General features: G+C 33.4%; 26 protein-coding genes. 8 read left to right on the top strand and 18 right to left on the bottom strand.

The window, feature by feature from the left end; genetic code table 11:
- Positions 1-3: 3 nt before the first annotated feature.
- Positions 4-390, bottom strand: a complete 387-nt coding sequence (locus tag ACXHHC_RS14220) for a pyrophosphohydrolase domain-containing protein (protein ID WP_458227033.1) — start codon at positions 388-390, stop codon at positions 4-6.
- Positions 391-422: 32 nt separating this feature from the next.
- Between ACXHHC_RS14220 and ACXHHC_RS14215 the strand changes: the two genes are divergently transcribed.
- Positions 423-611 carry a hypothetical protein gene (locus ACXHHC_RS14215; protein WP_458227032.1) on the top strand — a complete coding sequence of 63 codons (189 nt, stop codon included), beginning with the start codon at positions 423-425 and terminating at the stop codon, positions 609-611.
- Between the two features lies 1 nt (position 612).
- Here ACXHHC_RS14215 and ACXHHC_RS14210 read toward each other — a convergent pair whose 3' ends face one another.
- From ACXHHC_RS14210 to ACXHHC_RS14190, 5 genes are read right to left on the bottom strand one after another with little or no spacing between them, the layout of a single operon-like run.
- Positions 613-1,527 (bottom strand): ion channel, encoded by a 915-nt coding sequence (locus ACXHHC_RS14210; protein ID WP_458227031.1) that lies wholly within the window; start codon positions 1,525-1,527, stop codon positions 613-615.
- Positions 1,528-1,582: 55 nt separating this feature from the next.
- A complete protein-coding gene (locus ACXHHC_RS14205) occupies positions 1,583-2,935 on the bottom strand; it encodes a peptidylprolyl isomerase (protein ID WP_458227030.1) in 1,353 nt (450 codons plus the stop codon).
- Entirely contained in the window at positions 2,922-3,767 is an 846-nt protein-coding gene (locus ACXHHC_RS14200; RefSeq protein WP_458227029.1) for a hypothetical protein, read from the bottom strand. Before ACXHHC_RS14200 ends, ACXHHC_RS14205 begins: the two co-directional genes overlap by 14 nt.
- 2 nt (positions 3,768-3,769) lie before the next feature.
- Positions 3,770-5,368, bottom strand: a complete 1,599-nt coding sequence (locus tag ACXHHC_RS14195) for a peptidylprolyl isomerase (protein WP_458227028.1) — start codon at positions 5,366-5,368, stop codon at positions 3,770-3,772.
- Positions 5,369-5,392: 24 nt separating this feature from the next.
- The gene (locus tag ACXHHC_RS14190) at positions 5,393-5,674 is read right to left on the bottom strand and encodes a DUF493 family protein (RefSeq protein WP_458227027.1); all 282 of its coding nucleotides are present in this window, start codon (positions 5,672-5,674) and stop codon (positions 5,393-5,395) included.
- A gap of 86 nt (positions 5,675-5,760) precedes the next feature.
- On the opposite strand from ACXHHC_RS14190, the gene ACXHHC_RS14185 reads away from it, so the two are divergent.
- The 5 genes from ACXHHC_RS14185 (at position 5,761) to ACXHHC_RS14165 (ending at position 10,213) form a co-directional block, all read left to right on the top strand.
- Positions 5,761-6,309, top strand: coding sequence for an AAA family ATPase (locus tag ACXHHC_RS14185; RefSeq protein ID WP_458227026.1), 549 nt, complete (start codon positions 5,761-5,763; stop codon positions 6,307-6,309).
- Complete coding sequence (locus tag ACXHHC_RS14180) at positions 6,284-8,188, top strand: RecQ family ATP-dependent DNA helicase (protein ID WP_458227025.1); 1,905 nt, start codon at positions 6,284-6,286, stop codon at positions 8,186-8,188. The genes ACXHHC_RS14185 and ACXHHC_RS14180 overlap by 26 nt, the downstream gene beginning before the upstream one ends.
- The gene (gene fmt / locus ACXHHC_RS14175) at positions 8,181-9,125 is read left to right on the top strand and encodes a methionyl-tRNA formyltransferase (RefSeq protein ID WP_458227024.1); all 945 of its coding nucleotides are present in this window, start codon (positions 8,181-8,183) and stop codon (positions 9,123-9,125) included. The genes ACXHHC_RS14180 and fmt overlap by 8 nt, the downstream gene beginning before the upstream one ends.
- A gap of 165 nt (positions 9,126-9,290) precedes the next feature.
- Positions 9,291-9,563 carry an HU family DNA-binding protein gene (locus ACXHHC_RS14170; protein WP_458227023.1) on the top strand — a complete coding sequence of 91 codons (273 nt, stop codon included), beginning with the start codon at positions 9,291-9,293 and terminating at the stop codon, positions 9,561-9,563.
- 92 nt (positions 9,564-9,655) lie between these two features.
- Entirely contained in the window at positions 9,656-10,213 is a 558-nt protein-coding gene (locus ACXHHC_RS14165; RefSeq protein WP_458227022.1) for a YqgE/AlgH family protein, read from the top strand.
- Here ACXHHC_RS14165 and ACXHHC_RS14160 read toward each other — a convergent pair.
- From ACXHHC_RS14160 to ACXHHC_RS14150, 3 genes are all read right to left on the bottom strand, one after another.
- Positions 10,200-11,018 (bottom strand): aminotransferase class IV, encoded by an 819-nt coding sequence (locus ACXHHC_RS14160; RefSeq protein WP_458229261.1) that lies wholly within the window; start codon positions 11,016-11,018, stop codon positions 10,200-10,202. The genes ACXHHC_RS14165 and ACXHHC_RS14160 overlap by 14 nt on opposite strands.
- Positions 11,019-11,104: 86 nt before the next feature.
- Complete coding sequence (locus ACXHHC_RS14155; RefSeq protein ID WP_458229260.1) at positions 11,105-11,488, bottom strand: START-like domain-containing protein; 384 nt, start codon at positions 11,486-11,488, stop codon at positions 11,105-11,107.
- Between the two features lie 70 nt (positions 11,489-11,558).
- Positions 11,559-12,242, bottom strand: coding sequence for a DUF4294 domain-containing protein (locus ACXHHC_RS14150; protein ID WP_458227021.1), 684 nt, complete (start codon positions 12,240-12,242; stop codon positions 11,559-11,561).
- Positions 12,243-12,343: 101 nt separating this feature from the next.
- On the opposite strand from ACXHHC_RS14150, the gene ACXHHC_RS14145 reads away from it, so the two are divergent.
- On the top strand, positions 12,344-13,453 hold the full coding sequence (locus ACXHHC_RS14145) for a M42 family metallopeptidase (protein ID WP_458229259.1): 1,110 nt from the start codon (positions 12,344-12,346) through the stop codon (positions 13,451-13,453).
- A gap of 150 nt (positions 13,454-13,603) precedes the next feature.
- Entirely contained in the window at positions 13,604-14,614 is a 1,011-nt protein-coding gene (fbp, locus tag ACXHHC_RS14140; RefSeq protein WP_458227020.1) for a class 1 fructose-bisphosphatase, read from the top strand.
- Positions 14,615-14,860: 246 nt separating this feature from the next.
- On the opposite strand, the gene ACXHHC_RS14135 is transcribed toward fbp, so the two are convergent.
- The 9 genes from ACXHHC_RS14135 to ACXHHC_RS14095 all read right to left on the bottom strand — a co-directional run bounded on the left by ACXHHC_RS14135 (position 14,861) and on the right by ACXHHC_RS14095 (position 26,240).
- Positions 14,861-15,622: an SDR family NAD(P)-dependent oxidoreductase gene (locus ACXHHC_RS14135; RefSeq protein ID WP_458227019.1), complete on the bottom strand. Its 762-nt coding sequence runs from the start codon at positions 15,620-15,622 to the stop codon at positions 14,861-14,863.
- 34 nt (positions 15,623-15,656) lie between these two features.
- Complete coding sequence (locus tag ACXHHC_RS14130; protein WP_458227018.1) at positions 15,657-16,931, bottom strand: MFS transporter; 1,275 nt, start codon at positions 16,929-16,931, stop codon at positions 15,657-15,659.
- A gap of 220 nt (positions 16,932-17,151) precedes the next feature.
- Positions 17,152-17,850, bottom strand: a complete 699-nt coding sequence (locus ACXHHC_RS14125; RefSeq protein WP_458227017.1) for a FadR/GntR family transcriptional regulator — start codon at positions 17,848-17,850, stop codon at positions 17,152-17,154.
- A gap of 123 nt (positions 17,851-17,973) precedes the next feature.
- Positions 17,974-18,894: a polysaccharide lyase family 7 protein gene (locus tag ACXHHC_RS14120; protein WP_458227016.1), complete on the bottom strand. Its 921-nt coding sequence runs from the start codon at positions 18,892-18,894 to the stop codon at positions 17,974-17,976.
- A gap of 17 nt (positions 18,895-18,911) precedes the next feature.
- The gene (locus ACXHHC_RS14115; protein WP_458227015.1) at positions 18,912-19,829 is read right to left on the bottom strand and encodes a polysaccharide lyase family 7 protein; all 918 of its coding nucleotides are present in this window, start codon (positions 19,827-19,829) and stop codon (positions 18,912-18,914) included.
- 11 nt (positions 19,830-19,840) lie between these two features.
- On the bottom strand, positions 19,841-20,773 hold the full coding sequence (locus tag ACXHHC_RS14110; protein WP_458227014.1) for a PKD domain-containing protein: 933 nt from the start codon (positions 20,771-20,773) through the stop codon (positions 19,841-19,843).
- A 25-nt stretch (positions 20,774-20,798) separates the two neighbouring features.
- Complete coding sequence (locus ACXHHC_RS14105; RefSeq protein ID WP_458227013.1) at positions 20,799-22,229, bottom strand: RagB/SusD family nutrient uptake outer membrane protein; 1,431 nt, start codon at positions 22,227-22,229, stop codon at positions 20,799-20,801.
- A gap of 18 nt (positions 22,230-22,247) precedes the next feature.
- On the bottom strand, positions 22,248-25,415 hold the full coding sequence (locus ACXHHC_RS14100; protein WP_458227012.1) for a SusC/RagA family TonB-linked outer membrane protein: 3,168 nt from the start codon (positions 25,413-25,415) through the stop codon (positions 22,248-22,250).
- Between the two features lie 444 nt (positions 25,416-25,859).
- Positions 25,860-26,240, bottom strand: a complete 381-nt coding sequence (locus ACXHHC_RS14095; RefSeq protein ID WP_458227011.1) for a cupin domain-containing protein — start codon at positions 26,238-26,240, stop codon at positions 25,860-25,862.
- Positions 26,241-26,242 lie beyond the last annotated feature (2 nt).

The raw sequence follows: 26,242 nt of genomic DNA, 5'->3' as shown, positions 1-26,242 counted from the left end.
TTGTTAATTCTCTAAAATCTTAGCAATATTAGGCTTAAAATAATTAGGCCCTTTTAACACTTTTCCATCTTCTCTGTAAATAGGTTCTCCATCTTCTCCCAATTTACTCATGTTACTACGCTGAATTTCTTCGAAAACTTCTTCTATTTTATGTTGCATTCCATGTTCTATAATGGTTCCACAAAGTATGTACAACATATCACCCAAAGCATCTGCCACTTCTACCAAATCTCCATTCTTAGCAGCTTCTAAATACTCCTTATTTTCCTCGTCCATTAAATTAAATCTTAGATCTATCTTGCTATCTCCAATAGCTGCTATAGGAGCTTCTTTATAACCTAACTTATACGCGGTGTGAAATTCTTGAACTGCTTTGATTTTATTCTTCATTTGTTTAGTAATTTTGGGGAAAATTATTTTTTATGTTTTCTACGGGACAAATTTACTTTGCTATATTCTTTATTATTGCTTTTACTAGTGCTATGATATGGAGTTATCGTAAAGATTTAAAACTTCATAAAATTCATTATAAAAATGCAGCCATTACAGTTTTTGCTTTAGGTATTCTTATTACCGTTGCTTTTGTTATGGTTAGACTTGCTTTAAAATAGTCTACATTTTCTCTATATGATTTAACAAATCATGATCTATTACTGTGTACCCATGCGCATCAAAAGCATAAGAAGCACCAAATTTATAATCTGTTTTTAACTCACTAAAATCGTACGACTGCATTTGATACACTTGTTGATTAAATGCTTGTTCGTGATATTTAAACAGAATGTATATTTCTACCTCTAGCTCTTTTAACTCCTCATTAGAGTATTTAGTCAAAGGACTATCCTCGTCTAGTTTATGAACCAAAGTCCACATAGTAGGCAAATACATAATTTTATTCCTTACTAAAGGCAACTGGTAAAACTCTCTTTTAAACTCTCCGTTCTCTTTCTTCTCTGTGATATTTATTACCGCGTTCAACTCAGGCTCTATCATCATATTGGTCCTTCTATTCATCACCCTAAACATAAGTGCTCTACTTTCTTCAAAATCTCTTACTACCAAAAAATCAGAAAATTTGATCTTGGCCTTGGGTTTCGAAAATCGACCATACAAAAGCCCTGTAATAAATGAGAAGGATAATAAACCTATCAATGCCTCAAAAGACGAAATAAAACCTGCCAACACTCCATTGGGGGCAATAGCACCATACCCAACCGTAGTAATTGTCTGCGCACTAAAAAAGAACAAATAAGCAAAGTCTTTCCACACACTCCCCGTAGTTGCTAAAAACTCCTGTGCTCCAATACATAAATACACCAAAGCAAAAAAAGCGTTTATCAACACGTATCCACACAACACAAACAATAAAAACAACCACCAAGGAATGTCGATTAAGTACGTATACAAATCGTCAACACTCTTAGGTTTGTTTATATGCCTTATATTGGGTTGTCCATCAACAATAATTCGTTGTGCATTTCTATTGGACTTATGACCTATACCTGGGTCTTTTAATTTTTTAGCCATACGAAGCAACTAAATTAAAAAAAAACAGCCTTGATTTCTCAAGACTGCTGTTAATTTAGTGTTTCCAATTTTGTTTAAAGCTACAATCCTTGAATTTACCGTTGAGCTTTACGTAAGTATCTTTAATTTTTGTGTTATACCACTTCTCTAAAGTTTCTTGTTGTTTTTTCTGCAAAGCCAATTCCTGAATCTTCACATAATCTTTTACCAAATCTGCTTCGTGTGCATCTGTTCTCTTAACCACTTTTATGAACTTGTACATTTTTTCTCCTTCTCTAGTCTCTTCATAAAACACATCTGTTAGTTCCCCTTCTTTTAATTTATCTACTTTAGAGAACAACTTAGCATCCATTTTATTCAGCTCAAACTTAGCATCGTTTGTATAAGGGTTTACCAATTTCCCTTTATTTAATTTTGTAGCTTCATCATCTGAGTGTTTTCTTACCGCAGCATCAAAAGTAAGCTCACCTGCTAAAATTTGAGCTTTAACAGATTCTATTTTTTTCTTTGCAGAAGTTAATTTTGCATCGTCAATTTTTGGTTTAATTAATAAGTGTCTTACATCTCTTTGTTGACCTTTTACTTTCTCTACTTGTAAAATATGATACCCAAACTGAGACTTAAACGGTTCTGAAACCTCTCCTTCTTCTATACTAAAAGCAGCTTCTTTAAATTCTTTTACAAACTGGCTCTCTCTTGTTATGGTATACTTTCCTCCATTTTGAGAAACCCCTGGATCTTCTGAATACAATATTGCTTTTAATCGCATGCTGTACCCGGTCTCTACTTCTTTCTTTATCTCATTTAACTTATCTATAACTTCTTGTTCTGCTTCTTTAGTTGCAGCCGCTCTCATAGTTATCTGAGACAATTGTACCTCTATACCAAAACTTGGTAAATCTCCTTTTTGTTTTAAATCGTTGTAAAAAAAGCGAACCTCTTCTGGAGTTACAGCAATATCGCTAACAACACTTGCTCTCTCTCTTTGAATTAATAAGTTTTCTTTTTCTATTCTTGTCAACTCAGACCTTAAATCTTCTAAGTCATCAAAACCGTACAGTTCCACTACTTTATTCATGTTACCAACTTGTTGCTTAAAGTGAGCTAAGGTTCTATCTACCCCAGAATTCACCTCTGCATCAGACACAATTACACTATCTATAACTGCTTGGTGAGCCAATAGTTTCTGACTCATTACATCCTCTAATATTTGGCAGTCATCAAAAGTTACTTTCCCCTCTGATCTTGATTCTACTTCTTGCTTGTATTTTGCAATATCTGAATCTAAAATTATTTTATCACCAACCACCGCAGCAACACCATCTATCTTAATCTTATCCTGAGCAAATACACTTGTAATACTCAATAAGACCACACCTAACAAGTGGCTCTTCTTAATAAACTTCATACTTCTTTTGTTTTACAGCATCATCAATCAAAATTTGTTCCATTTGATTGAAAAACTTCATCTTATTTTTATGTAGTAATATACTCTTAATTGTTTTCTCTACATACGGCAACGGAGCTACATCTCCAATATTTAGTACCTTTTGTATGTAAATTAAATAATAACTCCTATCGGCTAGCTTTGTTTCAACTAATATCTTCTCCTTAGATAACTGATACTGAGTTAATGTTGGAAACTCTGGTTTTTGTACGTATACATCTTTTAGAGACACCCATACAGAATCATTTAAAGAATAATCATCTACCGTTTTATACGCTTCTAATAACTTTTGTTGATCTTCTGGTTTGCCCGAAAGGAATAGCTTTCTTACCGTTTTACGCTTTCTTTGTTCAGGGGCTAAATGTATGTATTTAAATTTAATTAAAGTCTCGCCTAACTTAAAGTTAGCCTTGTTGTGCACATAAAAACTATCAATCTCTTTTTGAAACACCAAAGTGTCTAATTTTTTGTTCACCAGAGCGTTTTTATAGTAAGACACATACAACTCTTCCTTGTACTCATCTACCATTCTATCTAGCTCATCCGTTTTGTCTAAATTGATAATGGCATTTCTATACAATAGTTTCTTTTTTGCCCATTCCTGAATGTATTGCTTAGATATCCTAATACTATCTACTTTAGAATCTGTAGTCGCTATTTTAGACTTTAACTCATCGTTGGTTAACGTATACTCATAGACTTTAGCTGCTAAATCTTTAGCTATAGTTGGTTCTTGCTTTACATCACATGCAAACAAAGCTAATACAACTAAAAAAGGATACCACTTATTCATTCTTACTTATCGGTTTTCTTTAACTTTTTAACAGCTCCTTTTTTAAACTTTATTTCGCTATTATCTCTTAATTCTTGCAACCACTTTTTCTCTATCATATTCTGATAGTCGCTTTCTACATATCCTCTTACATCTTTAAAAGCAGTTCCTTTTTCATTGTATTTACTTTTATTCTCGTTGTAATATACCTCTACTTTCTCTTCTTCTTTCTTTGGCACATCCCACACATGAGACTTCATCAATTCAAATATCATTAGTCCTTTTCTGTAGGTATCTATTGTTTTTTTAAATTTTAGATTTTCATCCTCTAAATGATCTATGATGTAATCTTTTAATTTAGCTTGCTTGTAACTTTCTACCAAAGACAATTGATCTTTTAATCGTTTGTACTTAATAAAATTTAAATAATCCTCTTGTAAATATTCTGTTTGATCTATTGTTAAAAACACTGCTTGTAAACTATCCGAAGGAAATTTTAACACTTTACTATCTTTAAACACCTCTTGTGCCACCTTGTTAAAAGTAACCGTATGCTTGGCTTCTAATTTAGCAAATGCAACCTCTTTAGGCTTACTACCTCTATCACTACTTAATATCTTTTTCTTTAAGTCTTTTTTAAGCGTTTCAAAACTAGCAATAGTGTCTTTACCTTTAAACTGAACTATATGCCAACCATATGGAGTTGTAAAAGGTGCAGACAGCTCGTTTTCTGTTTTCATAGCAAATGCTACATTCTCAAAACTTTTTGGCAAGTCTCCTTTTCCAAAAGGCCTTAGCTCTCCACCGTTATTTTTTGTTCTACCATCTGTAGAAAATTCTTTTGCCAACAATCTAAAGCTTCCACCATTTTTTAACAAACCGTGGATAGAATCTATTTTTTGCTTTCCTTTAGATGTTAAATCATGTAACATTATGTGTGCTACACGAACTTTACCCGCTGTTTTTTTCTCGTCTACAACTTTTACTAAGTGGTAACCAAACTGAGTTTTTACTGGTTCGGACACTGTTCCTACAGGAGTAGTATACGCAGCCTGCTCAAAAGGATATACCATTTTAAACGCTGAAAAATAACCCAAATCTCCTTTGTTGGTTTTAGCACTTCTATCTGCAGAATACTTTACCGCTAAATCACCAAAATCAGCACCCGATTTTAATTCTTTTTTAATTTTTTCTATAGTATTTAAAGCAGCTACTGTATCGTTATTCTCAATAGAAATTAAAATATGACTCGCTCTTCTTTCCCACTTTGTTCTGTGGTATGCTTCTTTTAAAAGATTCTGCAACGTTTCATCGTCTGTTAAATAAGGTGCTGCTAAATCTGTTTTATACCCCTTTAACTCTTTTTTAATTTGCCTTAAGGTATCTAACCCTTCTAACTTAGCTTGCTTTAATTTTAACTTATAATCTACCATCAATTTTAGATTCTGATCTAAATCTGAATTAGAAATGGTATTCTTATTTTGTTGAAACAAATCCTTAAACTCTGAAACATAACTAGGAGTCCCATCTAAATAAAACAACACCTGTTCTTTATTTTTTCTAAAAACAGAGCAGCTTACTACTAAACTCGACAAAACAACTGCGACTAAAAACTTTTTCATCTTTTAAACTTTAATTTTGAGCAATTATAACGATATCAATCCTTCTATTCCTTCTACACTGTAGTAATTCTGAATTACTTCATCTGCATTTTTTACTCTTAACTTTATTGAAATACTAACATATTTACCATTCTTAGAAGCCTTTTTAGCAGTAGCAATCTTTTTACCCACAAAAGCTGCTAACACTTCTTTTTCTTGATTTTTATCCGTTGGTACAATAAACTTGTATAGATAATCCGAAGGAAATTTAGTATTCTCCTCTAATTTTATCTTTAAATCTCTATAAAACGTTTCCTTTTTTGTCATAATTCGTCTTTCATCTAGAACATCAGCCTACAAAACTATAATATTTATTATTTTTACTTAACTAGTATTCAATTTTATTTTGCTATATGTCACTAAAAGTAGTTCTTACGGGTGCTCCTGGAACTGGAAAATCCACAACATTGAACCTTCTTATAGAAGAAGGCTTTTTTTGTATGGAAGAAATCTCCAGAGAAATAATACAAAAAGCAGAAAGAGAGGGCAACAAAAATTTATTTCTATCGGACCCTATTTTATTTAGTGAAACCATACTTAATAAAAGAATAGAACAGTTTGATGCCAGTGCCAATACTCCTTTTATTTTTTACGACAGAGGAATTCCAGATGTTACTGCATACCTAAACTATGTAAAGACACCTATTCCGGATTTCTTTTCCAAGGCATTAGAACAACACGTTTACGATCTTGTATTTGTATTTCCACCATGGGAAGAAATATACACTACCGACAGCGAACGCTTTGAAACTTTTAACCAAGCACAGCTTATTGACAAGTCTATTAGCGAAGAGTACTTAAAAAAGCACTCACAAATTATCCCTGTACCCATAGGAACTCCTAAAGAAAGAGTTGCTTTTATTTTAAAAAAATGCTATGCCCATCAACCCTGCAACACTTAAAGAAACTCTTTTTACATACTGGAAACACACATCCTTTAGACCTTTACAGGAAGGTATAATAACGTCTATACTAAAAGAACAAGACACATTAGCCATATTACCAACAGGAGGAGGTAAATCTATCTGTTATCAACTCCCTGCATTAATTTTAGAAGGTACCTGTGTTGTAATCTCTCCTTTAATTGCTTTAATCCAAGATCAAATTTCTAATCTAAAAGAAAAAGGAATAGAGGCACTTTCCATTCCCAGTAAATCTTCTATTGATGATATTGTGATATTATTTGACAACATTCGTGTAAAAAAAATAAAACTACTATACCTATCGCCAGAACGATTTAATCAACCTCTAATTCAGGAAAAACTACAACAATTAAAGGTCTCTTTTTTTGCTATTGACGAAGCTCATTGTATATCGCAATGGGGACACGATTTTAGACCTAGCTACCTAAACCTTGGAAAGTTAAAAGAACTATACCCTAAAAAAACCATTATAGCAGTAACAGCTACTGCAACACAAAAAACGCAAGAACAAATTATAGAAATTCTACAACTAAAAAACGTAGAAAAACACATAGGGTCTTTTTCTAGAGACAACTTAGCGTATCAAGTATACAAAACTCCGCAGAAATTAGATTTGCTCTGCAAGATCCTTTCAAAAAGAAAACTACCTACAATTATATACCTACAGAACAGACTCGCTGTAAACGAGCTTTCGCAAAGGTTAACTCTTTTAGGCTTTCAGACCACTTTTTTTCATGCTGGCTTAGAATCCAAAACAAAAGATCGCAACTATCAACAGTGGTTATCCGAAGAAAAAAACATAATGATTGCTACCAGTGCTTTTGGAATGGGGATAGACAAAAGCAACGTCCGCTTGGTTATTCATTTAGAAATACCGAACTCTATTGAGAGTTATATTCAGGAAGCAGGAAGGGCCGGAAGAGATGGAAAAAAGTCATTTTCTTGTGTCATTTTAAATCAGAACGATTTTCAGAAATTCAACGATAAAATTACAAAAAACCTTTTAACACCAGAATTTATTTCCACAACCTACCACAACTTAAACCAACATTATCAGGTTGCCTATGGAGAAGTTATAGAAGAACAATTTGATTTTAATCTAGATAAATTCAGCCTAAAATACAACCAGAATCCAACACTAACCTTAAAAGCGCTCCAAAAACTAAATACATATAGGATTATCGATTTTAAAGAAAATCCGAGAAGTAGTACTTATATTAAAATTATTTGCAGCAGTAATACCTTGCTTGATTTTTGTGCATCTAGAAAAGGATATAGAAACCTTATAGAATGCCTTTTAAGAAACTATACAGGGCTCTACGAAGTCACTAAAAAAATAAACATTGCTAGAGTCTCTCAAAAAACACAGCTTTCTGTAGTAGAAATCTATAAAAAACTTAATTATTTAAAAGAACTAAATTACATAGAGTACGAGAAAAACGAAAATAACCAATCGTTAACTTTTTTAAGCCCAAGAGAAGACAATAAAACCACAGCTATCCTTAAAAAGGATTTAATTTTATTGAATGAAATAGACCGTATTAAAGCAGAAAAAACAGAAAATTATTTTAAGAACAGTCGCAGCTGTAGAAATCAATTAATTTTAAATTACTTTCAGGAAGAGTCTACAAAAGACTGTGGTATTTGCGATATTTGCCTTGAAAATTTAAAAGACTTAGATATAGAAACTCTTGGAAAAGATGTTATTAACCTTTTACAAAAAAAACCGCTTACTTTTAACGAGCTAATGATTGCCATAAAAAGCAACGCAGACACCACTCAGAAAGTTTTGAGTTTTTTACTAAGCGAAAACTTTATATCACAAAACCTACAACACTATCAATACAAACATGAGTAAACTTAGAATTGTATTTATGGGAACTCCAGATTTTGCAGTTACCATTTTAGACAGTATCCTTAAAAACAACTATAACGTAGTTGGAGTTATAACAGCTCCCGACAAACAAGCAGGACGAGGAAGAAAAATTCAACAATCTGCAGTTAAAAAGTACGCGGTAGAAAACGAGTTAAACGTATTACAACCAACCAACTTAAAGTCTCCAGAATTCCAAGCAGAATTAGAAGCTTTAAAACCCAACCTACAAGTTGTTGTTGCTTTTAGAATGCTGCCAGAAACTGTTTGGAGCTTACCCGAATATGGTACCTTTAACCTACATGCATCTTTATTACCAGACTACAGAGGAGCTGCTCCTATTAACTGGGCAATTATAAATGGAGAAACTGAGACTGGAACCACTACGTTCTTTTTAGACAATAAAATTGATACTGGGGAAATTATAATGCAAAACAAAACCTCTATTGATCCAGACGAAACGGTTGGTGAGCTACATGATAAATTGATGCACTCTGGAAGCGACTTGGTTATTGATACACTTACACTAATTGAAAGCGGTAACGTAACAACTCAAAAACAAGCAGCCACTAGTAACAAGCTAGCTTATAAAATTCATACCGATACATGTAAAATAGACTGGAGTTTGTCTTCGCAACAAATCTACAACCATATTAGAGGACTAAATCCATACCCTGCTGCATGGACCACCTTAGTTGAAGAAGAAAACCAAACAAACGTAAAAATTTACGATTGCGAGATAGAAATAGAAAATCACAATTTAAAACCAGGAGACCTAGTTATCAACAAAAAAAGCTTAAAAGTTGCTACCAAAGATGGTTTTTTAAAAGTAAAACGCCTAAAACTGGCTGGTAAGAAACTTATGGATACTGCAAGTTTACTGAACGGACACTCATTTTCGGACAAAGCAGTCTTTATTTAATTAAGTATTTTAGAAAAAACACAAGCTTTAAGCGGCATGTTTATTAACAAATTAAAAAAGTTATTAACATTTCAATGTTTTTAAGGGCTGAGCGCTTGCATAAGCTAGATTTACTTATATATTTGTTTACAGATAAACTTATTATAATTTAACAAAATACTAGTTATGAACAAATCAGATTTAATCGATGCTATCGCTGCCGATGCAGGAATTTCTAAAACTGCTGCTAAAGCTGCATTAGAATCAGTTACTAACAACGTTACTTCTACTTTAAAAGAAGGAGGTAAAGTTTCTTTAATTGGTTGGGGAACTTGGTCAGTTTCTAAGAGACCTGCAAGAGAAGGTAGAAACCCACAAACTGGAGCTACTATTCAAATAGCTGAGAAAAACATCGTTAAGTTTAAGCCAGGTGCTAGTTTAGCTGATGCTGTAAACTAATAGCTGCTATTACAACATAAAAAAACTCCTTTATTTTTAAAGGAGTTTTTTTTTATGCTTTTTTTTAGTAGCTTTATTCAAAAGCTGTGAGTATGGTATACTTAAAACCCCTTAAAGGTAGACTACTTGTTGCGGAACCCTCTATTGCTGGAGATGCTTCATTCAACAGGTCTATTATTTTACTAACCGAACACAACAACAATAGTTCTATAGGATTTATTATCAATAAACCATTAGAATATAACCTGCATGACCTGATTCCCGAAATAGACTGCGATTTTAAAGTTTACCAAGGCGGTCCTGTAGAAAAAGACAATCTATATTTTATTCATAAGATACCAGAGTTACTTCCTAACAGCATAGAAGTTGCACAAGGAATTTATTGGGGAGGCGATTTTAATGAATTAATCACACTTTTAAATCAAGGACTGGTACACAAAGAAGATATTCGTTTTTTCTTAGGGTATTCTGGTTGGGGCAAAGGGCAATTGCATCACGAATGGGAAACAGAATCTTGGCTGGTTGCCGAAAATAAATATAAAAATATTTTCAACACCCAAGACAACACTTTATGGAAAGACAACTTACTAAAATTCGACAGCAAATACCACATATGGGTAAATGCCCCAAAGAATCCTAGCTTAAATTAGATATTTGCTTTCCTAAGGCAATACTTAATTTGGTAGCAAATGTTTTCTTTCTATACTTAGTAACTGGCTGTACTCCAACTATCGCATTTGTTAAAAATACCTCATCTGCTTTCTGAATTGCAAATGGAGATATAGACTCCTCTACAATTTCGTACTCTTTTAACTTTGTAATATAATCTATTACATTTTTACGCATTACTCCTTTTAAACAACCGTCTGATAAAGGAGGGGTAGTTACCGTGTTCCCTTTTATTAAGAAGATATTACCATTGGTAAACTCAACTACATTCTTGTTAGAATTTAACAACACACAATTGTCCATTCCATTTTCCTTAGCATATATAGAGGCCAATACGTTTACCAACTTATTATTACTTTTAATAGTTGATAACAAATTAGGGTTGATCATAAAGTCTTTATACAACTCTACCTCATAAGATGTTTTAACAGCTACAGTTACTTTCTTAGCTTCTACAACATAAGAAATTGAATTATTATCTGGTGCATACAAACCTTCCGAATCTCTAAAAACAGTAAACTTTACTCTGTTTTCGTCTCCTTTGTTAGCATTCACTGTTTTTAAAATCTCCGCTTCAAAAAACTCCAATGTAAAATCCATTGGAATTTCCATACGCAACATACGCATAGAAGCCATTAGTCTAAAATAATGATCTTCACAAAAAACCACTGCTTCGTCTTTAATCTTAATAGATTCAAATAAGGCATCTCCGTATTTATAAGCTCTGTTATTAAAATCTATGCTATTATCAGTTTCAGAAACAATCTGTCCGTTGTAGTTAATCATCATTCAAAAATTTTGGCAAATTTATAAATAAAAAAGCTTTGATTTTCATCAAAGCTTTATTCATTTCGTATCGTTTAGTTTAGTCGTTACGCTCCAATCAAATGTTTTAATTCAGCAATTTGATTTTCCCATAACATTTTTGCTTCGTCTATTTCGTCATCTTCTGCAAAGTCCGTAATAATTAAGGAAACATCTTTGGTTAGAGCATCTACTTGAATTTTAAATTCAAAGTACGCTTCTTCACCTTCGTCATCTGCCCATTGGAACTTGGCTCTGTCATCAGCTTTGTAAGTTAAAAGCTTTGCCTCTTCTTCGGCACCATCCCATATAAATGTAAACAACTCTCCTCTAGAGTTTACATTATCCGCAAACCATTCACCTAAACCAGAAGGAGTTGCAAAATATTGATACAACATAGATGGTGATGCGTGAATTGGGAATTCTAATTGGTATTTTTCTTTAGCCATGATATTCGTCTTCATTTTGGTGCTCGGAAAAGTAAGACTTTTTTTTTATTTAAAAAAACAAGTTCTTTTAAAGTTATTTCTTTTTTTCAATGTGAATTTCGCGTCTGGAGTAAATTGTATTTGCACTTTTTAAGACTGAAGGTTCTTCTTTTAACCTTCCTTGCTCAAATGCTTTTTGTAAAATTGACTCTATCATATAATCTTCCTGAACACTCTCTGGATGATACTCTAAACTTAACTTTATCTTAAATAAACTCGCAGAAACTCTGTACCAAAAAGCTTTAAACTTTCCTCTTTTATCTTTTATATGTGCATCTACTGTTTGACCCGTTAATCTATGTATCAACTTAATTAAAATCCTTCCCTCGGTTCTTGTTAGTTTCTTAATGTCGTCCGTAAACTGCTGTTCAAAATACTTTTGCTTCTCTTTGATAAACTTTTTTCGCTTTCTTTTAGACTTTATGCTCTGTATAGAATCGTTTATTTGCGTAATTTTTTGCTTGGCCAAAACAGCAAACGGATATGCTTTGTATGTTTTTCTAGTAAACCAAGCGTAATATCTCCTATCGTAACTTGTCCTAAATTTTGGCTTAGGGAATAGAATTACTGTATCTAACTCTACTTTTTGATTGGGATCTGTCACCAACTCCCCACCATACTTATAGAGATCGTTAAGAGTATCTTTATCTTGTGCTGCAGAAAACTGAAAAGTCATTAACAAGACAAAACACAAACTATATGTAAACCATTGCTTCATTACCGTCAAAAATACATAAAAAACCTAGTGAAAAACCACAAAACGTATGCCTAACATCTAAAATCAAAATAGTATTTTTGAGAGATTTAAAACAGAAAATGATGAGTGAAAATACAATTTTGAATGAAAAGTCTATGGACTTTTTAGAAGAGTACCTAAATAACGCTTCTCCAACTGGATATGAAAGTAAGGGACAAAAAATATGGATGGATTACTTAAAACCTTATGTAGATGAATTTATTACAGATTCATATGGAACTGCGGTTGGAGTAATTAATCCAGAGGCTAAATACAAAGTTGTAATAGAAGGACATTCTGATGAGATTGCTTGGTATGTTAACTACATTACAGACAATGGATTGATACATGTAATTAGAAATGGTGGTAGCGACCATATGATTGCCCCTTCTAAAAGAGTAAACATCCACACAAAGAACGGAATTGTTAAAGGTGTTTTTGGATGGCCAGCTATTCATACAAGATTAAAAGGAGCCAAAGAAGATACTCCTAAAATTGAAAACATTACTATTGATGTTGGTTGCGAAACCAAAGAAGAAGTACTTGCTTTAGGCGTACATGTTGGAAGTGTAATTACATATCCAGATACTTTTGAAGTATTAAATGGTAATAAATTTATTTGTAGAGCCCTAGACAATCGTATGGGAGGTTTTATGATTGCTGAAGTTGCACGTTTAATTAAAGAGAACAATATTGATTTACCTTTTGGTTTATATGTTACCAATGCAGTTCAAGAAGAAATTGGTTTACGTGGAGCTGAAATGATTACACAAACCATTAAACCTAATGTAGCTATTGTTACCGATGTTTGTCATGACACCACCACTCCTATGATTAAAAAATCTGTTGAAGGAGACTCTAAAATTGGTGATGGTCCGGTAATATCTTATGCTCCTGCGATACAACACAACGTAAGAGAATTAATTATTAACACTGCAGAGAAAAATGACATCCCTTTTCAAAGACATGCATCATCTAGAGCAACTGGTACAGATACCGATGCTTTTGCGTATAGCAATGGTGGTGTTCCTTCTGCATTAATTTCTTTACCCTTAAGATATATGCACACTACTGTAGAAATGGTACATAGAAATGATGTAGAAAATGTTATCAAATTAATTTTTGAAACCGTAAAATCAATCGAAAACGGAGATGACTTTAGTTATTTTTCTGAAAACAGTTACAGCATTTAATATTTAACAAAATACACCTAAAAAATCCGTTTAAAACTAAACGGATTTTTTTATTATGATAAATTCACCACCAGTTGGTAAAATATTTTACGAAATCGTTGTAGTAGTTTAAAAAAGTTAGCATATTTACATAAAAATTAGTAATTCAATATGTCATTTAAGAACAAAACGTTAGGAGAATTCATCAACGAGAATCAACACGCATTTAAGTACACCACAGGAGAGCTATCTAGCTTAATTAATTCGTTGCGCTTAGCTGCAAAAGTGGTAAATCACGAAGTAAACCAAGCAGGTTTAGTAGATATTACAGGAGCTGCTGGTGACACCAATGTTCAAGGAGAAGATCAACAGAAATTAGATGTTTATGCCAATGATATATTCATTCAAACACTAATTAACAGAAATATTGTTTGTGGAATTACGAGTGAAGAAGAAGATGATTTTATTATTGTAAACAGTAAAGACGAAAATCATCAAAACAAATATGTTGTTCTAATGGACCCTTTAGATGGATCATCTAATATAGATGTAAACGTATCTGTAGGTACTATTTTTTCTATCTACAGACGTATAACTCCGGTTGGAACTCCTGTAACTAAAGAAGATTTCTTACAAGAAGGTAACAAACAAGTAGCCGCTGGTTATATTGTTTACGGAACTTCTACCATGTTGGTTTATTCTACAGGACATGGTGTAAACGGATTTACATTAAACCCTGCCATCGGAACTTTTTACTTGTCTCACCCAGACATGAAATTCCCAAAAGATGGTAAAATTTACTCTGTAAATGAAGGAAACTATTTAGAGTTTCCAGAAGGAATTAAAAAATACATTAAGTACTGTCAGGAAGTAACGGAAGATAGACCTTATACAAGTAGATATATTGGTTCTTTAGTATCAGATTTCCATAGAAACATGATCAAAGGAGGTGTGTATTTATACCCAAAGAGTACAAAAAACCCTGATGGTAAATTAAGATTGTTGTACGAATGTAACCCTATTGCTTTCTTAGCAGAACAAGCCGGAGGTAAAGCATCTGATGGAACCCAAAGAATTTTAGATATCAAGCCAACGGAACTTCACCAAAGAGTTCCTATTGTTTGCGGAAGTGTGAATATGGTAGAAAAAGTTGAAGAATTTATTAGAAAATTCCCTTCGTAATAAATTTAGATTTTACAGAATAGAACAACAGCCTAAGGACCAAAAACCTTAGGCTGTTTTATTAAAAAAAACTAAAAACCTAATAAAGAACTAACTAAACGCTATCCCCTATTATACTATAGCTATTCAATTAAGAATAGTATACTTTATAAATTCGTAAGTAGTTATTTAGAAACTTACTCTTCCCCTTCGAAAAAAGAGTCTTTTGCTCTATTACAACACTCACTTTAATCACTTTCTTACTGTTTAAATTCCTAAAGCTTGACCTCCACCAATTTGGATAGTTTCTGCAGTAATAAAAGCAGCATCCTTACTTGCTAAGAAAGAAACCACAGAAGCAACTTCTTCTGGCTGTCCTAACCTTCCTAACATAATATTGTTTTTCCAAGAAGCAAAGACTTCTGGTTTTGTAGATTTAATTTGTGCGTGGAAAGGAGTATCTATAGTACCCGGAGATACTGCATTTACTCTAATACCATATTCTGCCAAATCTTTTGCCAAAGCTCTTGTAATAGTATGGACTCCTGCTTTAGAAGTACCATAAATACCAGCTCCTGGACCACCTGCATTCCAACCAGCATTAGAAGTATAGTTAATGATTGTAGCATTCTCTCCTTTCTTTAAAAATGGAATTGCTGCTCTAGATGCAAAGAATACAGAATCTAAATTTAAAGCCATTACAAACCTGTAAAACTCTGTAGTCATTTCTTCAAATCTAGATCTACCACCTAAACCTCCTGCATTGTTTACCAACACATCTATTCTACCATATTTCTCTCCAATAGCTGTTATGTTAGCTGTAACTGCCTCATCGTTAGTCACATCAAAACCATAATACTCTGCAGTAATACCTAAAGCTGTTAACTGCCCTATTCTTTCTTCACCAGCAACATTATCTATTCCGTTTAATATTACTGTATACCCGTCCTGACCTAGCCTCTTGGCCACCTCAAAACCAATTCCTCCAGTAGCACCTGTGACTACTGCAATCTTCCCTTTTGAACTCATGTTTCTTAATTTTTGTGCATTTGTTATTTATCTATTATCCCTGCTCCACAGGTTTAATGTTCTTAATTAATAGGTAGATAGAACCTACCGCTAAAGGAGCCAATACTGCAATTACAATAAATGCTGGTGTATAAGATACCGAAGCAATTAATGGAATTAAACTGTTCATAATAATTACAGAGAATGCTGCAATGGTTCCTGCAAAACCTGCTAAAGTTCCTACAGATGGCCCACTAAATAAATCACTAGGTATGGTTTGTATATTTCCAATTGCAAACTGGAATCCAAACAATACTACAGCAACTATATAAATAAAGGTCATTGGGTTGTTTTCGTTTACTAAGAAAATAATTCCTAGCAACCCTAAAAATATCAATACTCCTCCTATAGAAATCGTTCTTTTTCTTGCGGCATCTACTGTTTTGGTTTCCATTAATTTTCCAGAATACCATCCTCCAATAATACTACCTGCCATTCCTCCTAAGTAAGAGATCCAAATGGTCGCTCCAATTTCTTCAATACTAAAACCAAACTTAGAATTTAAATACAACGGCATCCATCCTACAAACAACCACCATATTGGTTCTATAAAAAATCTGGCTGCCAATACTCCCCAAGATTCTTTGTGACTTAAAATTTTCATCAACGAAAGCCCTTTTGGTTTCTCTGTGCTTTCAGCTGGTTTTTCTATTCTATCTTTTAAAATCAATTCTTTTTCCTTGTCTGTTATCCACGGATGTAATTCTGGTTTAGCTTTGTTTACAATTAACCATGGAATTACCCATAACAATCCAATAACTCCAATAATAATAAAAGTAGTTCTCCATCCAAAATGTCCATATAAATAAGCAATTAATACAGGAGCAATTACACTACCTAAAGACGCACCCGCATTAAAAATACCTTGCGCAATGGCTCTTTGTTTAATAGGAAACCACTCTCCATTACTCTTTACCGCTCCAGGCCAATTTCCTGCTTCTCCCAATCCTAAAAAAGCTCTAAAAGCTGTTAAGCTTATCAATCCTCCTGCAAAAGCATGCAGTACAGAAGATAAAGACCATACTACTATAGAAACTACAAATCCTAAACGTGTTCCTATTTCATCGTATAATTTTCCTGATAAAAACTTACCTAAGGCATAAGTTACCATAAATATGTTTAACATTACTGCATAATCAGATTCGTCTAAACCTAAATCTTTTCCCATTTCTGGCCACATTACACCAAATGCGGTTCTATCTATGTAGTTAATTACTGTTGCTAAACAAATTAACAGTATTACCCACCACCTAAGTCCTTTTACTTTCATAATCGTATGTTTTTCAATATATTAACGTAATTATTTCTTTTGTTTTTTATCAAAAAAATCCCTGCAACAAAAAAACATTTATTTTTTGTTGTCAATCTTGAATGATTAGATCTAGGTTGAAATGAATTTACTAGTTCTAAGTACTCAAGCTTTAGTTATTATTTTTCCCTTCTTTTTTCTTAGAAACGATTCACAATCGTGCATTTGTAAATCGCCGATTTTAGATTTTATAACAATAATGATACAGTACACCAAAGTGAACTTTCATCATTACTCTCGCTTTTTCTGATTCTTGTTCTTTAATTGCATCATATATATCTTGATGCTCTTGAATTCCTTTTACTGATTGTCCCTTATCACAAACATGATATTTTTCAAAATTGGTAATGATATTTGGAGTAATCATCAACATAAAGGTATTCATTGTACTATTACCAGTGGCTTGTGCAATGGCCAGATGAAAAAGTAAATCTTCTTGTACTGCATTTTCCCCATTTAACACCTTTTCTTTATAAGCCAATAAAGCATCTTCTATCTGTTGTAATTGCTCTTCTGTTCTTCGTTGGGCAGCTAAACCAACAGTTTTTAACTCGAGCATTATTCTGGTCTCTACCAACGATCTAAAATCAGGATCTTCTAATCTTAGAATGTCATTTATCATTCCATTAAGTGCTATAGGTCCAATATCTGCAATAAAAGTCCCACTCTGAGGCTTGGATTTTAACAACCCATAAAACTCTAATAACTGAATTGCTTCTCTAATATTACTTCTACTAACTTCAAACTTTTCTGACAACATTCTTTCTGATGGCAACTTATCGCCTGTTTCGAGATTTTTTGCATTGATTAAATCTCTTAACTTAGAAATAATTTCGTTCTGAACTGTTTGTTCTCCTCTGGACACTAACTCTAACTTCATATTAAATGACTTTAAATTAAATTGGTTAACCAGTTACCTTAATACAAATATAGTAAATATTTAAATTGGTTAACCAGTTTTACTCCGTAAATATACTAAATAATTCCACGGTGTATAACTTTGTTAATGGCTAGTACTTAACGAGTAATAAGCCACCTTTGCATAGGCCCCATTATCTCTGGTTGTTAAGTAGTTACCAGCTTTAAAGTAGTTTTCAAACACAGACCACTTTTGCATATGTATATCGTTGTACACCTTTGATTTTCCGTTTAATAAGACCTCCATTCTCCCATCTGACACTTTTACCTCTAATGTAAACTTGTTAAAACCTACATATTCTGGAAAATTATACCCATCATCATCACCCCATGCATCTGTTTCTAAAATTTCTGTATTTGATGCATTTAGATCTTTTAATACTTTTGTTTTTACCCTAACATATCCTTTATGCCAGTAAATTTTTAACATTGGTGGAGCATTATTATCTTTTTGACCTATTAAATCTCGTTGGGCATTGGTTAATCTCCCATGGATCTGCATTATAATAGTTCGGTGATAATCTCCATTATCCTCTTTGCTAATATCTGTTACCGCTAATTCTCCCTTTAAGTACCCTCCTTGTTTAAAGGTCCAGTTTACACTATTGCTACCTGGTACCATTTGCTCTCTTAATTCTGTTCTGGAATAAGAAGTATTTGCGGTAGTACTACCTGGATATGTGTAAAATACCAATGCTCCATTAATAGAGTCATTGTACATAAATGGTTTAACGGTTGTGTTGGTTCCATAGTTTAAAATTTCTGGTGGCTCCACCTCTGTTGGACTTCCAATAGGCAATGTTACCTTCCAGTTACTTAAATCTATATTTGGCAACTTATATTCTTTAACAGGTGGAGTTTCTTCTTCCTCTACCGGTTCTTCTGGTTTGTCTTGTTCTGTATTGTCTGTTACAATAGGTTTGCTAATTCCATTGTCAGAATTACAATTGGTAAAACTGAAAATAAAAATTAATACTCCCCATATATGTAGATTTTTAAACTTCATGTTGTTTTGTTTCTTTCTTAGTGACTTACTTCTAATTTGTAATAATTCACTTTTGCAAAAGCTCCTTCATCCCTGCTTTGGAAATAGTTTCCTGCTTTGAAATAATTTTCAAAAACACCCCATTTTTCCATATGAATGCCTTTGTAAGATTTAAAGCTTTGACCGTTTAATACAATCAGCATTTTTCCTTCGGATACTTTTACTTCTAATGTAAACTTTCTATGTCCTACTTCTTCATCAAAAGTGTAACCTTCGTCATCTCCCCAAGCATCTTCGTGCAACAATTCTTCTCCTGTTGCTTTTAAGTTTTTAAGCACTTTTGTTTTTACTCGTATCTTACCTTTTTGCCAATATATCTTTAAAATTGGAGGGGCATTATTGTCTTTTTGACCTATCAAATCACGTTGTTCATTTGTTAATCTTCCGTGAATTTGCATTATAATTACTTTGTGTGGTTTCCCATTATCATCCTTAGAAATCTTGTCTACTTTAAGCGTTCCTTTCATTTTACCCCCTTGCTTAAATGTCCAGTTTACATTATTGTTTCCTGGTTCCATTTGTTCTCTTAACTCAGATCTAGAATACTTAGTATTGGCTGTTGTAGCATTACTTGGGTATGCATAAAACACCAAAGCTCCTTTAATAGAATCGTTGTACATGTATTTTAACAACCTCTTATCCGTTGCATAATCTAAAATTTCTGGCGGTTGAATATTAGTTGCCTTCCCTTTATGATTTAATTCTGGTGTAGTTACACTCCAATGACTTAAGTCTATCTTAGGTAATTTTACCTTTTTACGCTTCTTCTTTTTCTTCTTCTTTGCTTTCGTCACTGTTTGTATTTCTGAGGTGTTACTTGCCTTTTCTTGGCAAGTAACATTCTCAGAAAAGAATATAAATACTAAAACAGATATGATTTGTCTTATAAATTTCATCTTTATATCTTCTATTCTAAAGGATATACCTTTACGTTATCTAGGTAAGCATCTTGTTTCGTTTCACCCCAGAAAAGAATCATAACATTACCTGTTGCATTTGCGGTAAAGTTTTGTGTTACTTTTGTGAAGTTCCCTTTACCTTCTAGCTTATTACCTACGTTGGTAATAATTCTAGGAGCATTATCTACAGCTTCTTTACCATCTGTAAAATGACCGTCTAAAATTTCTACTACTATTTTAGCTCCTGTGTTTAGATCGTCATCATTTTTAATTGCATATTCATACTCTAACACATAATCTCTGTTAGCAGAAACTACAATTGCTTGTCCTCCGTATCTACTTTTACTACTTCTGTAAATACCTCCTGAAGTACCTTGTGTAAACTTAGCTCCTTTGGTTTTAGCACCAGAATCTGTACCATCAATCAAGAAAGTAGATCCATCACTAGTTGTACCATAAGGATAGGTATCTCCATCTGTAAACGTTTGCCATCCCCATCCATCTCTAGGAGAAGCACCACCCATATCTCCATCTATAACATCTGGAGTAATAGCTGCTGGAATTTCAGGTTCTACCACTTCAATATTTAGAGAGTAGGTACTAGAAATACCTAATTTATCTGTAGCTGTTAAAGTAATGGTATAAGTCCCTTCTGCCGGATAGGTATTTTCCCCATCAACACCTGTTGATGTATTACCATCTCCGTAATCCCATGCATAATCTGTAGCACTAGTAGAAGAATTTGCAAATGTATACGTTAAATAATCTTCTGTCTCTGTTGCAGAAAAGCTAGCCGCCGGAGGAGTTGTATCTTCCTTAGAGTTTGCCTCTGGTAAATCGTACTCAAAAGATTCACAAGATGTAAAAGAAAGTGCCGCTAAAACCATCAGCCCAAAAAATGATGCTGAAAATCGGCTTTTATATATATTTATTGTTTTCATGATGTTCTTTTTAATTCGTTAAACATTAGTAACCTGGATTTTGTGCCATTACTCCTTTTCCTAAGTTGATTTCTCTCTGAGGAATTGGTAATAATAAATCCGAAGAAGAATAACCTAAACCATTCGTTGCTGAAAAAGTTGAGAATACCGCTTCGGCTCTTCCCATTCTTACCAAGTCAAAGAATCTATGGTTTTCAAAAGCTAATTCTACTCTCCTTTCTAATAACAACTCATCTTTGGTAACAATTCCATCAGTATCGTTAGCTAACCCTGCTCTATTTCTTACTTCGTTAAAAGAAGCCACAGCATTAGTATTAGACGTTTCTGTTCCTCCAGCCATAATCGCTTCTGTATGCATTAACAATACATCTGCATAACGTAAAACTATCCAGTCATTACCAGCCAAAGTAGCATCCAATGTAAAAGTCTTTCCATCCGATCCTCCACTGTCTCCATTTGGTAAGTATTTCATCACTTGATTTTGTGTGGTCTGACTAGGATCTACTCTGTAAGAATATTGTGTTCTATCTCCACCTGCAGCATCTAAAGCAGTTACTGCATCTGTGGTTACATAGTTTACACCAGATGTACGTCCTACACCATTCATCCATTCAGCAGAAAAATTCTGACTATCATTTGAAGTTGTATTGTAACCAATTGCAAAAATAATCTCTGCATTCTCTTCTGAATAAAACACATCATTAAAGTCTGACATTAAAGTATATCCAGCCGTCATTACATCTTCTAACAACAACTGAGCCTCTGTGTAATCTCTATCTTCCTTTGTTAAGTATACCTTAGCCAACAAAGTCTGAGCTGCTGCTTTTGAAGCTCTTGTTTTAGACGAATTGTCTAACCCTGCAACTGCAGTTGTTAAATCTGATACAATTAAGTTATAAACCTCAGCAGTTGCAACTCTTGTAAATTGAGTTTCGGTTTCTAATGGAGAAATTACTCTATCTACTAAAGGAATGTCTCCAAACAATCTAACCAAGTTAAAATATGCATAAGCTCTTAAAAACTTTGCCTCTGCTTCAAATGCAGCTTTGGTTGTTTCGTCTGTTACCACTTCTAAATTTGCCAATACAATGTTTGCTCTATAGATTACATTGTAAAAACTTGCATAATAATCTTGTACAATACCATTGGTAGCTTCTACATTGTAAAACTCAAACTGAGCCGCTTCTCCTTCTTGACTTTTAGTTCTGGTATTATCACTACGCATTTCTGTTAAGTAATATTCGTACATAATACCGTGATTGTCTGATGGACTTGTACTATTAGTTCCTTGAATCGCATCGTAGATACCAATAATCCCTGTTTCTACCTCGCCTGCATTGTTAAAGTAAGCATCTACTGTAATTCCAGACTCTGGTGTTATTTCTAAGTAATCGCTACTACAAGAAGCCATAAAGCCTCCAACTATAAGTAATAGCATATATTTTATATTTTTCATGATATACATTTTTAAGTTTTAGAAATCTAGATTTAAACCAAATGAAATTGTTCTGTAAATAGGAGAACCTGCACGCTGATAACCGTAGTTAGTTGGACTTGTTCTATCTATAGACTCAGGATTAAATCCAGTATAATCATCTGCTGTTACATATAGTAAGTTTTGCCCTGTAGCGTACACTCGTAAACCTTCTATCTTATATTTTGATAAGAAATCTTTAGGGAAAGTATATCCAATATTTATGTTACGTAACGCAAAATAAGATGCATCTTGAATGATATCGTCTGTAAATATTTTTTGCTTAATAAACTCTTGATCTGGTGTAGACGAAATAAAATCTTGCGCACTATTAAACTGATTAAAGATATACTGGTCTCCCATATTTCTTACCTCAGCACCGTGAGATCCTTGTAACATAACACTTAAATCTACATTACCAATTTTAAACTCGTTGGTAAAACTCCAAACCAATTCTGGATATGGATCTCCTAACGCAGCTTTATCTTCATCATCAATAATTCCATCACCATTTAAATCTTTTACATACACATCTTGTGCTTCTCCTCCTACTGGGTGGAAAGGATTATTTAAGTATTCTGCCGGAATGTCTCTATCTACAACCCATCCATAGAATGTAGAAATTGGTTGTCCTGCTAAGTTAATCCACTCTGCAGCTCTTTTAGAATCTACACTCGAAATCTGTCCATCTGAATCTGCAAAATCTACTAAAGTATTCTTGTTAGTTGTTGCTATTAAAGTAGAACTCCAACTAAACTTTTCAGAAGCAATATTCTTAGTTCTCAACTCAAATTCCCAACCTTCATTTCTAACTTCTCCTAAGTTTACTAAAGCACTGTTAAATCCTGTAGTAAAAGATATCGGGTTGTTTAATAATAATTGGTCACTTGTTCTTTGGTACCAATCTATAGAACCAGAAATTCTATTGTTTAACAATCCAAAGTCTACCCCTGGGTTAATCTCTACCAATCTTTCCCATTTTAATTCTGGGTTTGCAATATTTAATGGAGCAAAACCTGAAGTAATAGCACCACCATCTACTACCGCTGTATTTGCTTGTAATAAAGCCAATGATGGATAGAAATCTACTAACTTATCTCCTGTACTTAAACTACTTGTACTACTACTAGTATCCGGATTAACACTTCCAGTATTTAAACGATCGTTACCTGTAACCCCGTAACTTGCTCTTACCTTTAATCGGTTAATTACTTCGTTATCTTCCATAAAGTCTTCGTTAGAAACATTCCAACCAATAGAAGCAGCAGGGAAATTACCAAATTTATAATCCGATCCAAAGATTGAACTACCATCGCGTCTAAAACTAAAAGATGCTAAATACTTATCGTTGTATGCATAATTTAATCTTGTTACGTAAGAAATACCTCTTTTTTCCCATTCAAAAGCATCTGCAGCACTAATAATAGAAGCATTCGTAATTTCTTTAACTCCATCGTTTGTATATCCTGTTCCAGAAATAGAAGAGAAAGAGAACTTTCTAGATTCTACAACCATACCTGCAGTTGCACTAATATCGTGTACATCTTTTATTGTGGTATTGTAATTAAAGAAGTTGTCTGATATTAAATACAATTCTCTTTGAGAAATTTCGTTCATTTGAGCAGCAGAAGCACCATTTCTGTTAGACTCCACTCCTTGCCATCTAGAACGTTTTGTATCTTGATAAGATCCTGATAAAGTAGTTTTAAAGTTTAACCCTTTTAAAACATTGTAACTAGCATAAACACTACCAAACATTTTAAACTTATCATCGTAACGCTCACGCTCTAAAATTTTAGCAGCCGGGTTTGTATTAGATGTATTACTAATATCTACTAAGGTACTTGCATCTCCGTATAAATCATAGTTATCAAAATGACGTTGAAAAGCATAGTCTCCAACTTGTACATTTGGATATACTCCTCTGTCTAAATATTGAATCGTGTTCTCATCATGATAAACAGGCAACCAGTTGGTTTGTCTTAAAATATCGTGTGTAGAACCATCAAAACGTCTTCTTTTAGTAAAAGATGGAGTTAAATTTACTCCTACAGAAAACTGATCGTTTAATTTACTATCTACTTTTAACCTTAATCCGTATTTTTCAAAGTTATCTGTTAACAATACCCCTTCATCATTAGAGTAGTTAATACTTGTTGCGTATTTTGTTTTCTTGTTACCTCCTCTTACAGATAGAGAATGACTCTTAATAGTTCCTCCATCAAAAATAACATCTTGCCAAGAACGATCAATACCAATTAATTGCTTGTATTTAGTTCTGTCTGAAAGATAAATTCCTCCATTCTCTTCTCTATGCCCTAAAGCAGCAAAAGCAGTTGGATCACTTTGTTCCAAAGCTTGGTAATAAGCTGTTTCTGCAGCAGCTGTTTCTGCAATAGAAAAATCGTACTTATCATTGTGTCTAGCTTCTTTAAATCCAATAAAAGTACTGTAGCTTATTTTTGTTTTTCCTGCAACACCGTCTTTCATAGTAATCATAATTACCCCGTTTGCTCCTTTAGATCCGTAAATAGAAGAAGAAGCTGCATCTTTCAAAATTTCGAAAGAAGCTACATCGTTCATATTTAAAGAACCTAAAAAGTCAGCATCTACAATTACTCCATCTACCACTACTAAAGGAGTAGAATCTCCAGACATAGAACCAACACCACGTATGCTAATAGTTGGTGCAGCTCCCGCTTCTCCATCTGTAGCCTGTATGTTAACCCCAGATACTTGTCCTACTAAGGCATCATCTACCCTAGCCACCGCAATCTGGTCTAATTTTTCGTTGGTAACTTTAGAAATAGCACCTGTTAAGTGTGATTTTTTCTGAGTACCATAACCAACAATCACAATCTCATCAAGTTGTGCAGAACTTTCTTTTAATTGTGTTGTTATTTTCTTCTGATCACCTATAGTAACCAGTTTCGTTTCGTATCCAATAAAAGAAATCTCCAGTACATCTCCTTTTTTAACGGAAATCTGATAATTTCCATCAAAATCTGAAATAGTACCTTTTGAGCTTCCTTTTATAACAACTGTCGCCCCAGGAATAGGTTCATTACCTTCGGAAACAACCGATCCCGAAACAGCGAACTCCTGCGCAAACAAAGCGATATTGAAAAACAATAAAGCCACTAGTGTTAAACTTCTCTTTAGTTTCATTGGTATTAGTATTAAGTTAAGTTGATTAAAATGGGACCTTCCCATGGTGAGCATCCTTTTTTGTGCATTTATTCGTTTGAATAGTAGGTCTCACCCTTAACACACTAGTGCATAGATAAATTTTATTACTTTTGCAGTAGTATGTTACTAGATTACATGCTTTAGATATTACTTCCCTTCGAAATGAAGTAATTTCCCTTTTAAGAGGATGGGCGTGCACCCATCCTTTTTTTTGTTTACTTATGTTTTACCTCTCATATATATATTGTAGTTTTTGTTAGACATCTTAGTTATTTTAATTGGTTTACCAGTTTGGTTTACCAAATATATATAATAAAAACATTATTAACAACTTATTAGTCTGTTTATTATAAAAAAAACAAAAAAAAACACATACCAGTAGGTATATGCTATTTTTAATAGATGTTTACTTCTAAAACAATCTTATTTAGACTCCTTATCTCCAAAATAAGAAACTCCATCTCCGCTTAAAAAATCTTCTCTTACAGGACTAAAAGTATCTATTAGTATCCCTTCTTCTAAACAAATGGCACTATGTAGTAAGTTAGGCTCCATATAAACTCCGTCTCCTGCTTCTACAATTTTCTTTTCTCCATCTATTTCAAATTCAAATTTACCTGAAACGCAATAGGTAGCCTGTGTATGAAAGTGTTTATGCGGAGATCCTAATGCACCTTTTTCAAATTTTACTTTTACCATCATAATTTGATTATCGTATCCTAAAAATTTTCTAGATACTCCTCCTCCAAGCTCTTCCCATTCCATTTTTTTGGTCATCATGTACTTTTCACTAAATCGTTTCATTT

This window comes from Wenyingzhuangia sp. IMCC45574 (assembly GCF_054182685.1).
The sequence above is the reverse complement of the archived record's forward strand: the minus strand, read 5'-3'. Positions and strand labels throughout refer to the sequence as shown.